The organism is Desulfopila aestuarii DSM 18488 (genome assembly GCF_900143695.1).
GTDB lineage: Bacteria > Desulfobacterota > Desulfobulbia > Desulfobulbales > Desulfocapsaceae > Desulfopila > Desulfopila aestuarii.
The window spans coordinates 91782-104665 of sequence record NZ_FRFE01000013.1 but is presented as its reverse complement, the minus strand read 5'-3'; the positions used below and the strand labels follow the sequence as shown (position 1 = coordinate 104665).

The following is a 12884-nucleotide window of genomic DNA, read 5'->3' as shown; positions in this document are numbered from 1 at the left end:
ATGTCAGAAGTCTCTCTTCAGGTCCCACTGGATACTCGCCGGAGTGGTAGAATGGCTCTTCTTCAAGAGTTCTGGGCTTACTTCAGCGAAAACCGGGGCGCCGTAGTCGGTCTTTTCTTTTTCGTCTGCATTGTGCTCATCGCAGTTTTCGCCGATTTCCTGGCGCCACATGCATCCAATGTCCAGTATCGCGAAGCGTTTCTGCAACCGCCGTTCTGGCAGGATGGTGGCAGCCTGCGCTTTCCGCTTGGCACCGATGCGGTTGGCCGCGATGTGTTGTCCCGGCTGATCTACGGGTCCCGTTACTCCTTGTTTATCGGCTGTATCGTTGTTTCGATATCACTCTTTGCCGGCATCTTTCTTGGGCTCTGTGCCGGTTTTTTCCGGGGCCGGGTGGATACCGCCATTATGCGGATCATGGATGTCGTGCTGGCCTTTCCCAGCTTGCTGCTGGCGCTGGTACTCGTCGCCCTTTTGGGGCCGAGCCTGATGAACGCCATGATAGCCATCGCCATTGTTCAACAGCCGCATTACGTGCGACTTACCCGTGCTGCGGTGATCGGCGAGATGACAAAGGATTATGTGACGGCTGCCCGGGTTATCGGGGTGAAACAGTTACGCCTGATGTTTGTCACCATCCTCCCGAACTGCATGGCCCCGTTGATCGTCCAGGCTGCACTCAGTTTTTCCACCGCCATTCTTGATGCCGCGGCGCTCGGTTTCCTTGGTCTTGGCGCTCAGCCACCGACCCCGGAATGGGGCACAATGCTCGCTGAAGCGCGGGAGTTTATCCTGAGGGCCTGGTGGGTAGTGACTTTCCCAGGTCTTGCTATCCTGCTCACGGTTCTGGCGATCAATCTGATGGGGGACGGGCTGCGTGATGCCCTTGATCCGAAACTTAAACGGTCATAAACGAAATGCCATTACTTGAAATACAGAATTTATCGGTTTCATTTCTCACCGCCGGAGGGCAATTCAAGGCGGTAGACGGAGTGACACTCAATGTTGAACCCGGCGACATCGTCTCCATTGTCGGCGAGTCCGGCTCCGGGAAATCGGTGGCTATGCTGGCCTTGATGGGGTTACTCCCCTGGACTGCCACTGTCACTGCCGATGTGCTCAGGTTTGACGGCAAAGATATGCTGACAATGGACAAGAAGACACGACGGTCCATCGTCGGCTCGGAAATGACCATGATCTTCCAGGAACCGATGACGAGCCTCAACCCCTGCTTCACCGTCGGTTTTCAGCTTACCGAGTCCCTCAAGGTTCATAAAAATATGGACCGTCGGGCATGCAACGCCAGGGCTTTGGAACTTCTTGAACTGGTGGGTATTCCCGAGCCGCAAAAACGGTTATCGGCTTTCCCGCACCAGTTGTCCGGTGGTATGAGTCAAAGGGTGATGATTGCCATGGCCATCAGCTGCAACCCCCGGCTGTTGATTGCCGACGAACCGACTACCGCACTTGATGTGACCATCCAGGCACAGATTCTCGATCTGCTGTTGAAACTCCAGAAAGAACAGGATATGTCGCTCATTCTTATCACCCATGACATGGGGGTAGTAGCGGAGACGGCCGAGCGGGTGGTTGTCCAATATGCTGGTCAGCAGGTGGAAAAGCAGGAGGTGCGTGGGCTCTTTTCCAACCCTCATCACCCCTATACCTCTGCGCTTCTTGCTTCCTTGCCGGAGAGAAGCCAGGCCCGCAAACTCCCGTCAATTCCCGGTGTGGTTCCCGGCCAGTTCGACCGGCCTGAGGGGTGCCTCTTTTCGCCACGATGTTCTTTTGCCACCGAGCTGTGTCGCACCACGCCGCCGAAGGTTGCATCCCATGAGATGGGCCGGGCCCTCTGCCACTATCCTCTGGCAGAGGGTCTGCCTGTTGGCCACCCGGAGAACAGGGAGGCGGCAGCATGAAAAACGAAATTGTACTTCAGGCACAAAATCTCGCCCGGCATTACGATGTGAGCCGGGGCGCTTTCAAATCTCCGGCTGTGGTCAAGGCGCTTGACGGAGCGACCTTCAATCTCCAGCGTGGCAAAACGCTGGCAGTGGTCGGTGAGTCCGGCTGCGGTAAATCAACCCTGGCCCGCCTGGTTACACTGATTGAGAGGCCCACGTCCGGTTCTCTGAATATCGGCGGCGTGGATATGGCGAAACTGAGCGACAACGAGCGTCGTAAATACCATAAAAGGGTGCAGATTGTTTTCCAGGACCCTTATGGCTCCCTCAATCCCCGGCAGAAGATCGGTCACGCTCTGGAGGAACCCCTCCTTGTCAATACCACCCAAAGTAAGGCTGAACGTGAAAAGGCAGCACGGGATATGCTGGCCTTGGTCGGCCTCCGGCCGGAGCATTACGATCGCTACCCGCATATGTTCTCCGGCGGGCAGCGGCAGCGTATTGCCGTGGCACGGGCTTTGATGCTTGATCCGGAAATTCTTGTACTTGATGAGCCGGTATCCGCCCTCGATGTATCGATTCAGGCGCAGATATTGAATCTTCTTGTAGAGCTGCAGGAGCGTCTGGAACTGGCATATCTGTTTATCAGCCATGACCTGTCGGTGGTCCATCATATTGCCGATGAGGTAATGGTTATGTATCTGGGTGTACCGGTGGAATCCGGTAGCAGGGATACGGTATTTGAAGATCCCAAACACCCCTATACCCAGGCGCTCTTATCAGCTACACCGGTAGCAGATCCGTTCAAGGAGAAGCGACGGATTGTCTTGAAAGGTGAGCTGCCCTCTCCAATGAATCCTCCCTCCGGATGTACTTTCCATCCCCGCTGTTCGTATAAGATAGATGTCTGTCCAAAGGTGAAACCCGAGATTCGAACTGTCGGTCAAAGTCTGGTAGCCTGTCATGTGGCCAAGGAATGAGAACCGGACAATTGATCCCGGTTGCGAGAAAAGCGCAGCCGGGTGACGGTATACGGTGAGTTTTATATTGACATAATGGCCGATATTGAGCATTTTTTGGAAAAGGTTTCATAAATGAAACTTTGACGCACCCCCCAAGAGTCTTGAAAACTGCAGGACGGAGAAGTTGGTTGCATCGTGCGTTTTTATGATACCCGCAATTCTTACGAAATAGTAAGTAACAGCTCAGCTGGATCAATGCGGACGGCTGAGTCCCCATGTCTAAGTGTTTCAGGTTATGCCAAAAAAATTCTATGCCGTTTCGGCACTCATCAAGGCCAACGAGATCCTTGATTTTCTCCTACAGCGCGGTGAAGCTTCGTTTACGGAAATTCATACAACGCTCGGCCATCCGAAAAGCAGCACCTATAAAACCATCAGCACACTGGAATCACTCGGCTTTGTCAGGGAAGTTGGTGACAGTGCCCGCTACACTCTCGGTCTTCGATTGATTGAGTTGGGTGCCAAGGCCGCTTCCCATGTGGATCTCACCACTGAGGCTCGTCCACTGGTCAAATCGCTTTCTACCGAAACTCAGAGAACCGTCCATCTGGGTATCCTCGACGATTCTCAGGTCATTTATCTCTTAAAGGAAAACGTCCACGGGTCAATCTCTATCGACACCTGGGCCGGAAAGCGAGTTGGGGTTCACTCCACCGCCATGGGCAAGGTGCTTTTAGCCTGGAAACCTGAAAAAGAGGTGGACAAGATACTGAAAAAAGTTGATTTCGTGAAGCTTACTCCCAATACCAGGGTCAATCCCGAAGAGGTCAAGGCTACTCTGCAGGAGGTTCGCAAGCGAGGTTGGGCCAGCGACGACGAAGAGAACTGGAAGATGGTTCGCTGCGTTTCCGCACCCGTCCGGGACAACTCCGGAGAGGTGGTTGCAGCGCTGTCTGTTTCTACTTTGACCGATCTTGACAGCTATGAGCAGATGCTGAGCATTACCAATAAGGTCATCGAAACCGCCAGCGAGCTGACCAAACGGTTGGGCGGCCCGGAAAATTAATTATCTCGACCCGCTGGTATTGCTGGCGGGATGCGTATTGCAGTTGTTGAACATGGGTATGGGTACCTCAATGGTGCCTATACCCATGCTTGATTTATGGTCCAGCCATGTTCCCCGGTGAGCATGGCGTAGAGTAATAAAAATACGGCCTAATCCCGGTGCGTTACTTTTTCGACCACAACCCTTGTCATATTGTGCTGATCTTCCTGGAGGAAAGAAATGAAATTCCCGATTGATCTCAGCGGTTACACCCCGCTGAAGCTGGACTTGAGCCAGACCGCCCTGACTGCTGAGCAGCGTGCCACTCTGGTGGAAAATATCCGTATCGTCCGTGACAGCCTCGTCTTTTTCACTGCCCTTGCCAATGTGAAAGGACTTGGTGGACATACCGGTGGTGCATATGACATCGTGCCGGAGTTGCTGATTGTTGACGGTTTTATGAAAGGCTCGAACACCGTGCACCCGGTCTATTTTGATGAGGCGGGTCATCGGGTTGCCATCCAGTATATGATGGCAGTTTTAAACGGTCATCGCGATGAAGAATCTTTGCTCCATTATCGGGAATTTGGCAAAGGCTACTACGGTCATCCGGAGCGTGAGGACAAGGATGGAGTATTCTTCTCCTCCGGTCGCCTCGGTCATATGTGGAGCTACGTGAACGGTGTTGCTGAGGCTGACCGTGAAAAGATCGTGGTTATGTTCGGTTCCGACGGCTCGCAGATGGAAGGTGATGATGCTGAGGCCGCCCGCTATGCGGTGATGCGTAATCTGAAGGTTAAGCTCATGCTCGATGATAACGATGTCACCATCGCCGGTCATCCGACGCAGTATATGCCAGGCTATGACCTGGTGAAAACCCTGGAAGGACACGGACTCAGTGTTAATGCTGGTAACGGGGAGGATCTGGATGCACTCTTTACCCGCATCCAGCAGGCGATGGTTGCTGACGGCCCTGTGGCGCTGGTGAACCGACGGAAGATGGCAGTGGGTGTACCAGGTATTGAAGGACTGCCCAAGGGACACGATGTTATTCCGGTGAATTTGGCCGTTGATTACCTGAAAGCACGGAACTACAGCGCAGCTGTTGAGATTCTCGAAACGTTCAAGGTCGAGAAGACCAAAACCACCTACCTGGGGTCAACTCCTGAGTCTGGCAAATGCCGTGACGATTTCGGCAAGATTGTCTGTGAAATTCTTGATGGCATTGACGAGCCGGCGAAAAAAGTACTGGTCGTTGACTCCGATCTCGAAGGCTCCTGTGGTCTGCACCATATCCGTAAGAACCACCCAGAAGTGTATGTGACCGCAGGTATCATGGAGCGCAATAACTATTCGGTTGCCGCCGGTTTCGGCTCTGAACCGGGACGTCTTGGCATTTTTGGGACCTTTGCCGCGTTTCAGGAAATGGTTATTTCTGAAATCACTATGGCCCGCTTAAATAAAGCCAATGTGATAGCCCATTTCTCTCACTCCGGTGTTGATGACATGGCCGACAATACCTGTCATTTCGGTATCAACAATTTCTTTGCCGATAACGCGCTGGCGGAAAACGATGATACCCGCCTCTATTTCCCGGCGGACACTCTGCAGATGAAATCGATGCTGAAGGCGATATTCAACGATTCCGGCCTGCGCTTCGTCTATTCCACCCGTTCGGCAACCCCGTGGATTTTGGATACCGCGGGCAAGAAAATGTATGATGAAGGGTATACCTTTGTTCCGGGTAAGGACGAGGTTGTTCGCGAAGGTTCAGCAGGTTATATCGTCAGCTATGGCGAGATGCTGTATCGCTGCCTCGACGTGGTTGAACAACTGAAAGCCGAGGGCATCGATGTCGGTCTTATCAACAAACCGACCCTGAATGTGATCGATGAAGACATGCTCGCTAAAGTCGGCAAGGCACCTTTCGTGCTCGTAGTGGAAACCCAGAACCAGAAGACCGGTCTGGGCAGTCGTTTCGGAACCTGGCTGCTGGAGCGTGCTTTGACGCCAAAGTTTGGTACCATGGGTACCTGCAAACTGGGACAGGGCGGTCTTACTGAGCAGATCCCTTACCAGGGTATGGGTAGCGAGGATATCAAGGCGAAGATCCGTGCCCTGATCGGCTGATGGCAGGCACCACTTATCGATGAAAAAACAGGGGCAGATCGGTTATTCCGGTCTGCCCCTTTTGTATGCTTTATGGAGGGAAAAATGATTCCTGTTGAGACGTTCCTGCTCTTTTTCACATCATCGCTCTTGCTGGCGTTAGCCCCCGGACCAGACAATATTTTCGTCCTGGCCCAGTCGGCTCAGCATGGACGGCGTGCCGGGCTGATAGTGACTTTAGGGCTCTGTACCGGTATTCTTGTTCATACAGCGGCGGTCTCACTTGGGGTGGCTGCAATTTTTCAGACCTCGATGCTGGCCTTTAATCTTTTAAAAGGGGTGGGGGCGGCCTACCTTCTCTACCTGGCGTATCTCTCGTTTAAGGCCAGTGGTGTGAACGGCGTTGGTTCGGTCCAGCAACTCAGTATGGGAAAACTCTATCGCCGCGGGGTGATCATGAATGTCACCAACCCCAAGGTTTCGATCTTCTTCATGGCATTTCTGCCGCAGTTTGTCGATCCTGCCCGGGGAAGTATTGTTTTTCAGATGCTGATTCTGGGAGCTGTCTTTATCGTCTCCACCATTCTTATCTTTGGCGCGGTAAGTCTTTTGGCTGGGACCTTCGGCCAGTGGCTGGCACGCTCGGAGCGGGCAGGGAAAATCCTCAATAGAACGGCAGGGTCGATTTTTATGGTTCTGGCGGTAAAACTCATGACGGCTCATAAATGAGCGCAAACCCTTTACCGTGACAACTCGCCGCTACAGATAGGGCAGCCCTGAAGCCGGAAGGGTTTTTCCAGATGGCTTCTCGCAAGAAGCTCCATGTCGTTGAAAATATCCAGTGTCGGGCCGTCTGCCATGATAGTGCCTTCATGGATAACGATGGTCCGTTCACACAGATCGAGCACCATATCCAGATCATGGGTGGCGATAATCTTGGTGTGATGAAATCCGGCCAGAAGTTCGATAAGGGTGCGGCGCGCGCGAGGGTCAAGATTGGAACTCGGCTCATCCATCACTAAAATGTCCGGGGTCATGGCCAGTACTGTGGCGATCGCCACCGCCCGCTTTTCACCGCCTGAGAGCTTATAGGGCGGCCTTTCCCGTAGATGGGCAACTGCGGTGCGGACAAGAGCGTCCTGCACCCGAATCTCCACCTCCTCCGGTGGCAATCCCAGGTTCAATGGTCCGAAAGCCACATCATCGTAGACGGTTGGCATGAACAGCTGATCGTCGGGATCCTGGAATATCATGCCGACTGTCTTCCTGATATCCTGCACAGTTGCTTTGGTTAGGGGGAAATCACCGATTCGCACCGAGCCGTGCTGCGGGGTGAGATAGCCGTTCAGGTGAAGGAGAAGGGTTGATTTGCCGGCACCATTGGCCCCGACCACAGCCACTGACTCACCGTGATGAATCCGAAACGAGATACCGCGTACTGCCATGGTGCCGTCGGGGTAGGTGTGGGTGAGATCGGTAACTTCGACAATATGATGGCTCATGATAGCAACCTTGTAAGCAATCGGCCGATGTAAAGCGGCAGATCAAAATAGCGGAGAAGAAAGAGTACTGTGCAGCAGTTGGCGAGAAAGAACAGATCGCCTTTGGTAATTGTAAAGACGCGCTGAATGCGGATGGTACCGTCGAACCCACGACAGAGCATGGCCAGATGAATGCGCTGGGCCCGGTCCAGGGTTCTGAGGAGTAGCTGGCCCACTAGATGGCTGAAGGTTTTCATGGAAAGACCCCGTTTTTGAAACGAGCGCAGGGCGCGGGCCTGATGGATACGAATTCCTTCGTCGACGAGCACGAAGATATAACGGTAGAGCATCAGCAGTTGTACTGCAAAAATGCGGGGCATGCCGAGCTTGACCATGGCCATGCAAACCGCATTGAAACCGGTGCTGGCGATAAGCAGCAGCACCGCGCTCACCGTCAGACTGAAACGGAGCAGGATAGAGAAGAAGGAGATCCAGCCGCCACTTATGACGATGGGGCCAAGCTGCATGAGCGGCTGGTGATCGAGCAGGGGATTGAAGATCCCCACCATAACCGCAAAGGGCGAGACAATCAGCAGTTTTCGCGCCACATAGCTGGCAGGGACCTCTGCCAGCCCCATCACCAGTACGAGAACGAGGGCAAAGGGCAGCATGGCGGAGATGGCGTATTTGTGAAACGACACAACACAGATGACAAAAACAGCAGTTGCTATGACCTTGATCCGGGGATCGAGGCGATGAATGCAGGTGTTACGACGGGCCAGAGCATCGAGATAGCTCAGATCAAAAAACGCTGATTCGATTTTGGCCATACCAAGAGTCCCTCATGATGGATACGACAATGAAAAACGGGCAGAGGTGGCACATTACCACCACTGCCCGTTGATGACAAGTGGATGAGACTTCTGCAAGAATTATACGGTGTGAGCGCGCCTTTTGAAAAGGAGACCGAGGGCTGCAGCCATCATCAGGGTGAGAATGCCGCCAACAAGACCTGAGGTGCTGGTGCCGCTATCAATCATCGGCCAGCTGGATGTTTCTGGCTCGCTATTTTCAATACTTTCGGTAGGACTGCTCTGTTTAAAACCGTAATCGGGAAGAAAGGCGGTCTTTTCCTGCAGGGTGGCAAGAGTGTGATGGACACCTTCTTCAGGAGCATCCAGCTCTTCACTGCCGGTAACCTTGAACATCGACCATTCGAGGCCATCTGGAGAAGAGGAGGCGAACCAGGAAAGAGCGCCGCCGGTGACGACTGCTGCGACCATCAGGCCCGCCAGAACATTTCTAAGGTTCAGTGCACCAAGAGGTTTTGCGGCTGCAGTCAATTCAAGGATTTCCGGACGTGCCTTCCAGACAAAGGAAACAACAGCAGTGGTGACAAGTCCTTCAACCAGGCCAATGGCCAGGTGAATCGGCAGCATGACCGAAAGAAAGGGTTTCAGGGGAAGGGATGAAATACCCGAGGTCACAGTTTCGACGACCACGCCAAGTGCCCCGAGCTGGAGAGCGACCACAGCACCTAGTGTTGCGCCAATGGCGATTTTCGTAGGTGAAGGACGCCGTCCGGCAATAGGTTTATAGATAAGAGGGTAGGAAATAAAACAGGGAAATATCCCAAGATTAAAGATGTTGCAGCCGAGTGCCAGCAGTCCGCCGTCGGCGAAGAAGAGGGCCTGGACGGTAAGTACAGAGGCGATGGTCAGAAATGCCGCGTATGGGCCCAGGAGTATGGCGAGAATCATGCCGCCACCGAGATGGCCGGAGGAGCCGGTTGCCGGAATGGTGAAGTTGATCATCTGGGCAGCAAAGATAAAGGCGCCGAGAACGCCCATGAGCGGTATTTTCCGATCATCGAGATCGCGTTGCACCTTCTTGGCGCAATGTGCGATGGTTCCGGCGGTTGCAACCCACATGGTGCCACCGACAGCGGGGGAGAGTAAGGCGTCTGCCATATGCATGATAATGTTCTCCTGCAGTTAATGAATACAGCTGATAACAACGGTTTTCGTAACAACTCAGGACAGTGTGGACATCCGTGGTAACACGCGCGGATAATTTGTAACACCGGAGATAGTAGTACAAAAGATGAAATCGTGTGTCAAATGAAAATGTGTGACTTGAGGAATTTCCCTTTGCTCTTGCTCTAAGAGCATCAATTGTTGCGATTCGATTGTATATGTAACTGGATGGAAATAATAAAATAGTATCAAACCCCGATGGGTTTTTGTCAGGAAATGCCTTTCTGTTCTATGGGCATTGGGGTCCACACTTGTGGTGCCCGGAAAAGTCGTTTAGGATGCCGGGCGCTTGAAAAAAGTAGACTCTGTTCGTGTTTTGCCGGAGTCTTGTCGTTGTGATAGGTCATAGAATACGTCATTGAGGTAATATCTTCATGCCCACAAAAAACAGAATCGTGAGTCTTGGTTATAAAAAAGGTACCGTCGTAAGTGAAGAAGGTGAAGTGCTTGTGCCTCCCGCCGATTGGGTCTATCTGGCCGCCGGCGACGGTCCGCTGACCAGAAACGTCAAGAGCCGCGGGGTTTCTTGGCAGGTGCAGGTGCAGATGGGGCGCCGCAATATCAAAAAAGGCATCTGGGCACCTGGTGAAAATGTTGCTGCGGCAAAAAAAGAAGTCGAGGCCAAGCGGGCAACTCCGCAATATGAAAAACGACTGGCGGCCGACAGGGACCGGCGGGCAAGAAAGCAGCAGGCCTATGTTGAGGACTTTTATGGTGAGACCCTGACCTTTCTCGCTTTTCACCCAGACCATCAGGATTTTGCAGAAAAACTTGCCCGGGCAGTGACCGAGCATGCCACCCCGGTGGGTTCGGGTACAGTGGCCAGGACCGAGTGCATCCCGGTTGCCGAACGGGTGCAGGCGGCGGTTATCGCCTGGATGCGGCATAATACCACGGCTTATGATCGGATGAGCATTGCCCGGATCAAAGGAAAACGCCGGGAGGTTCGGAGAATGCTGGCCCAGCGCTCCAATGCCCTGCTCGACAGTTACCGCCGGGGGAATGTCGTTGATCCCAATTGCCCGCTCTATCGGGCCTTGATCAAACCGGTTTGATCCGCCTCTTATATCCATTTGACATCATTCACCAACACTTGCCGCAGTTTTCTGTTGTCGGCGGGTCGTTAAGGGAATACCTTAGGACAGACGTGTGAACCACGTAATGCAAGCCGGTGGGTAAGTGGCCCGACTCCGGTGGCTCTCTCCTCTATCTCGGTGAATTGCATGGAACAGCAATCGCAAGCTGATAAGTCTTTAGAACGTTCGGCCCTGTTTGTTGCCACTCTTACCTCGTTTATAGCCCCGTTCATGATCTCCTCGGTGAACGTCGCTTTGCCGACCATTCAAGCAGAACTGCAGATGAATGCCGTGCAGCTCAGCTGGATCGCCACCTCGTATCTGCTGGCGGTGGCGGTGGTGTTGCTGCCTGCCGGGAAAATTGCCGATATCAAAGGGCGAAAGCGTGTTTTTGGGACGGGATTGGTGGTCTACACCATCGGCGCTGGGCTGGCAGCATTTTCCAACAGTGGTTCGATGCTGATAGGCTTGCGGGTGGTGCAGGGGCTTGGGACAGCCATGTTTCTCACGACAGGTATGGCCATTCTTACTTCCATCTTTCCGCCGGAGAGGCGTGGTCGGGTCATTGGTATCTATGTAGCTGCGGTCTATGTGGGACTTTCTGTCGGTCCTTTTGCCGGCGGTTATATCACCCAGTATCTGGGATGGCGGTCGATATTTCTATTAATGATCCCCTTTGGATTACTTTCACTTTACCTGACCTTCCGTTTTTTAAAAGGCGAGTGGTATGGTGAGCCGGGCCAGAAGCTTGATATATTTGGCTGTATCCTCTACGGAGTGGCTATTATGGCCGTGGTGTATGGCGCAACCCGATTGCTTACTGCTACGGGGGCGGGCCTGTTGATCGGTGGTATTGTCGGCTTGGCTCTCTTTGTCAAACAGCAGGGACGGAGTCATTACCCTGTTTTTGATGTGACCTTGTTTGTTGCGAACAAGGGGTTTGCCTATTCGAGCTATGCCGCCTTGTTGAACTATTCTGCTACCTTCGGTGTTACCTTTTTGCTGAGCCTTTATCTTCAGTATATCAAAGGGATGTCACCACAAACTGCCGGTAGTGTCCTTATGGCTCAGCCGGTGATGATGGCTCTGCTCTCGCCCTTGGCTGGTCGGCTTTCCGACCGGATTGAACCGCGTATCCTGGCCACGACCGGGATGTCCATCACCGTACTGTGTGTCTTTCTTTTCAGTCGCCTAGGGCCTTCCACTCCGACCAGTTTCATTATTGCCAACCTGATCCTCCTTGGTACCGGTTTTTCCCTGTTCAGTTCACCCAACATGAGTGCGATGATGGGGGCAGTGGAGAAACGTCAGTATGGACTTGCCTCTGGTCTGGTTGCTACCATGCGCCTTTTGGGCCAGATGTTCAGTATGGCGGTGGTAACAGTGGTGCTGGCCATATTGGTCGGGCGGGAAGCAATTGCGCCGGAGAATTATGACCGCTTTCTTCTGTCGGTTAAGACGGTGTTCATCATCTCCGCCTGCTTCTGTGCGGCAGGAGTCTACTTTTCTTTTTCCCGTGGCTCAATGCGGGCGAAAAATAACCCGAAATAAATGCAACCACTCTCACTCAAGGCATCCTCAGGGAAATAGTAACGGATCTTGCCTGTGTTTCCCTAGATGTCGCAATAACGTAAGGAGAAAATGAATGCAGAGTTTCACTGAGCTCGTCACCACACGAAGAAGTATCCGCCGGTTTCAATCACAATCCATTGAAAAGGAAAAGCTTGATAGGATACTCGAGCTGGCCCGCTGGACACCATCCTGGGCAAACACCCAGTGCTGGGAGGTGATTGCGGTGACAGAACCACAATTATTAGAGAAGCTGGCGGCAGAACTGTCCCCCAAGAATCCCGCGTCTCTTGCTATGGCTCGCGGGCCCCTCACTCTTGCCATCTGTGGCGAAAAACAGAAGTCGGGTTTTTATAAAGGTGAACAGTCGACAATGCTTGGCGACTGGTTGATGTTCGATCTCGGGCTGTTTACCCAGACCATCAGCCTGGCTGCCCATAGTGAGGGGTTGGGCTCGGTGGTTGCCGGTTTTTTCAATCATGAGAAAGTACGGGAATTGCTGCAGGTTCCCGAGAAGTACGAAGTTGTGGCGCTTATCCCCATGGGTTATCCCGATCATGCGCCGTCAGCACCCAAGCGGCGGGAGGTGAGTGAGTTCACCCATTATGAGTGTTTTGGCAAAGGCCAAAAGGACTAAAGCGGCCTCAAAAATCAATCAGCCCGTGAAGCGTCTCACATGCCGGATTGACGGGCGGTTCCTCT

12 protein-coding genes are annotated in these 12884 nt (G+C 53.1%); 9 read left to right on the top strand and 3 right to left on the bottom strand.

The window, feature by feature from the left end; all coding sequences use genetic code 11:
• The 6 genes from BUF15_RS13850 to BUF15_RS13825 all read left to right on the top strand — a co-directional run bounded on the left by BUF15_RS13850 (position 1) and on the right by BUF15_RS13825 (position 6749).
• Entirely contained in the window at positions 1-912 is a 912-nt protein-coding gene (locus tag BUF15_RS13850; RefSeq protein WP_073614120.1) for an ABC transporter permease subunit, read from the top strand.
• A 5-nt stretch (positions 913-917) separates the two neighbouring features.
• Positions 918-1919, top strand: coding sequence for an ABC transporter ATP-binding protein (locus tag BUF15_RS13845; RefSeq protein ID WP_073614118.1), 1002 nt, complete (start codon positions 918-920; stop codon positions 1917-1919).
• The gene (locus BUF15_RS13840; protein WP_073614116.1) at positions 1916-2884 is read left to right on the top strand and encodes an ABC transporter ATP-binding protein; all 969 of its coding nucleotides are present in this window, start codon (positions 1916-1918) and stop codon (positions 2882-2884) included. Before BUF15_RS13845 ends, BUF15_RS13840 begins: the two co-directional genes overlap by 4 nt.
• Before the next feature lie 277 nt (positions 2885-3161).
• Entirely contained in the window at positions 3162-3932 is a 771-nt protein-coding gene (locus BUF15_RS13835; protein WP_073614186.1) for an IclR family transcriptional regulator, read from the top strand.
• A 219-nt stretch (positions 3933-4151) separates the two neighbouring features.
• The gene (locus BUF15_RS13830; RefSeq protein WP_073614114.1) at positions 4152-6041 is read left to right on the top strand and encodes a transketolase C-terminal domain-containing protein; all 1890 of its coding nucleotides are present in this window, start codon (positions 4152-4154) and stop codon (positions 6039-6041) included.
• Between the two features lie 84 nt (positions 6042-6125).
• Positions 6126-6749 carry a LysE family translocator gene (locus tag BUF15_RS13825; protein ID WP_073614112.1) on the top strand — a complete coding sequence of 208 codons (624 nt, stop codon included), beginning with the start codon at positions 6126-6128 and terminating at the stop codon, positions 6747-6749.
• A gap of 11 nt (positions 6750-6760) precedes the next feature.
• Here BUF15_RS13825 and BUF15_RS13820 read toward each other — a convergent pair whose 3' ends face one another.
• The 3 genes from BUF15_RS13820 to BUF15_RS13810 form a co-directional block, all read right to left on the bottom strand.
• Positions 6761-7522: an energy-coupling factor ABC transporter ATP-binding protein gene (locus BUF15_RS13820; protein WP_073614110.1), complete on the bottom strand. Its 762-nt coding sequence runs from the start codon at positions 7520-7522 to the stop codon at positions 6761-6763.
• Positions 7519-8331, bottom strand: a complete 813-nt coding sequence (cbiQ, locus tag BUF15_RS13815; protein ID WP_073614108.1) for a cobalt ECF transporter T component CbiQ — start codon at positions 8329-8331, stop codon at positions 7519-7521. Before cbiQ ends, BUF15_RS13820 begins: the two co-directional genes overlap by 4 nt.
• Before the next feature lie 102 nt (positions 8332-8433).
• On the bottom strand, positions 8434-9477 hold the full coding sequence (locus tag BUF15_RS13810; RefSeq protein ID WP_073614106.1) for an energy-coupling factor ABC transporter permease: 1044 nt from the start codon (positions 9475-9477) through the stop codon (positions 8434-8436).
• Between the two features lie 434 nt (positions 9478-9911).
• On the opposite strand from BUF15_RS13810, the gene BUF15_RS13805 reads away from it, so the two are divergent.
• The 3 genes from BUF15_RS13805 (at position 9912) to BUF15_RS13795 (ending at position 12819) form a co-directional block, all read left to right on the top strand.
• Positions 9912-10592, top strand: coding sequence for a DUF2293 domain-containing protein (locus BUF15_RS13805; protein ID WP_073614104.1), 681 nt, complete (start codon positions 9912-9914; stop codon positions 10590-10592).
• A gap of 168 nt (positions 10593-10760) precedes the next feature.
• Positions 10761-12164, top strand: coding sequence for an MFS transporter (locus tag BUF15_RS13800; RefSeq protein ID WP_073614102.1), 1404 nt, complete (start codon positions 10761-10763; stop codon positions 12162-12164).
• A gap of 94 nt (positions 12165-12258) precedes the next feature.
• Positions 12259-12819 carry a nitroreductase family protein gene (locus BUF15_RS13795; RefSeq protein WP_073614100.1) on the top strand — a complete coding sequence of 187 codons (561 nt, stop codon included), beginning with the start codon at positions 12259-12261 and terminating at the stop codon, positions 12817-12819.
• Positions 12820-12884: the final 65 nt, after the last annotated feature.

Excerpts from the sequence above, each read along its gene's own strand:
- BUF15_RS13800 (WP_073614102.1), top strand. The coding sequence starts at position 10,761 with ATGGAACAGCAATCGCAAGCTGATAAGTCTTTAGAACGTTCGGCCCTG.
- cbiQ (WP_073614108.1), bottom strand. The coding sequence starts at position 8,331 with ATGGCCAAAATCGAATCAGCGTTTTTTGATCTGAGCTATCTCGATGCT.
- BUF15_RS13850 (WP_073614120.1), top strand. The coding sequence starts at position 1 with ATGTCAGAAGTCTCTCTTCAGGTCCCACTGGATACTCGCCGGAGTGGT.
- BUF15_RS13810 (WP_073614106.1), bottom strand. The coding sequence starts at position 9,477 with ATGCATATGGCAGACGCCTTACTCTCCCCCGCTGTCGGTGGCACCATG.
- BUF15_RS13830 (WP_073614114.1), top strand. The coding sequence starts at position 4,152 with ATGAAATTCCCGATTGATCTCAGCGGTTACACCCCGCTGAAGCTGGAC.
- BUF15_RS13835 (WP_073614186.1), top strand. The coding sequence starts at position 3,162 with ATGCCAAAAAAATTCTATGCCGTTTCGGCACTCATCAAGGCCAACGAG.
- BUF15_RS13805 (WP_073614104.1), top strand. The coding sequence starts at position 9,912 with ATGCCCACAAAAAACAGAATCGTGAGTCTTGGTTATAAAAAAGGTACC.
- BUF15_RS13820 (WP_073614110.1), bottom strand. The coding sequence starts at position 7,522 with ATGAGCCATCATATTGTCGAAGTTACCGATCTCACCCACACCTACCCC.
- BUF15_RS13840 (WP_073614116.1), top strand. The coding sequence starts at position 1,916 with ATGAAAAACGAAATTGTACTTCAGGCACAAAATCTCGCCCGGCATTAC.
- BUF15_RS13825 (WP_073614112.1), top strand. The coding sequence starts at position 6,126 with ATGATTCCTGTTGAGACGTTCCTGCTCTTTTTCACATCATCGCTCTTG.
- BUF15_RS13845 (WP_073614118.1), top strand. The coding sequence starts at position 918 with ATGCCATTACTTGAAATACAGAATTTATCGGTTTCATTTCTCACCGCC.
- BUF15_RS13795 (WP_073614100.1), top strand. The coding sequence starts at position 12,259 with ATGCAGAGTTTCACTGAGCTCGTCACCACACGAAGAAGTATCCGCCGG.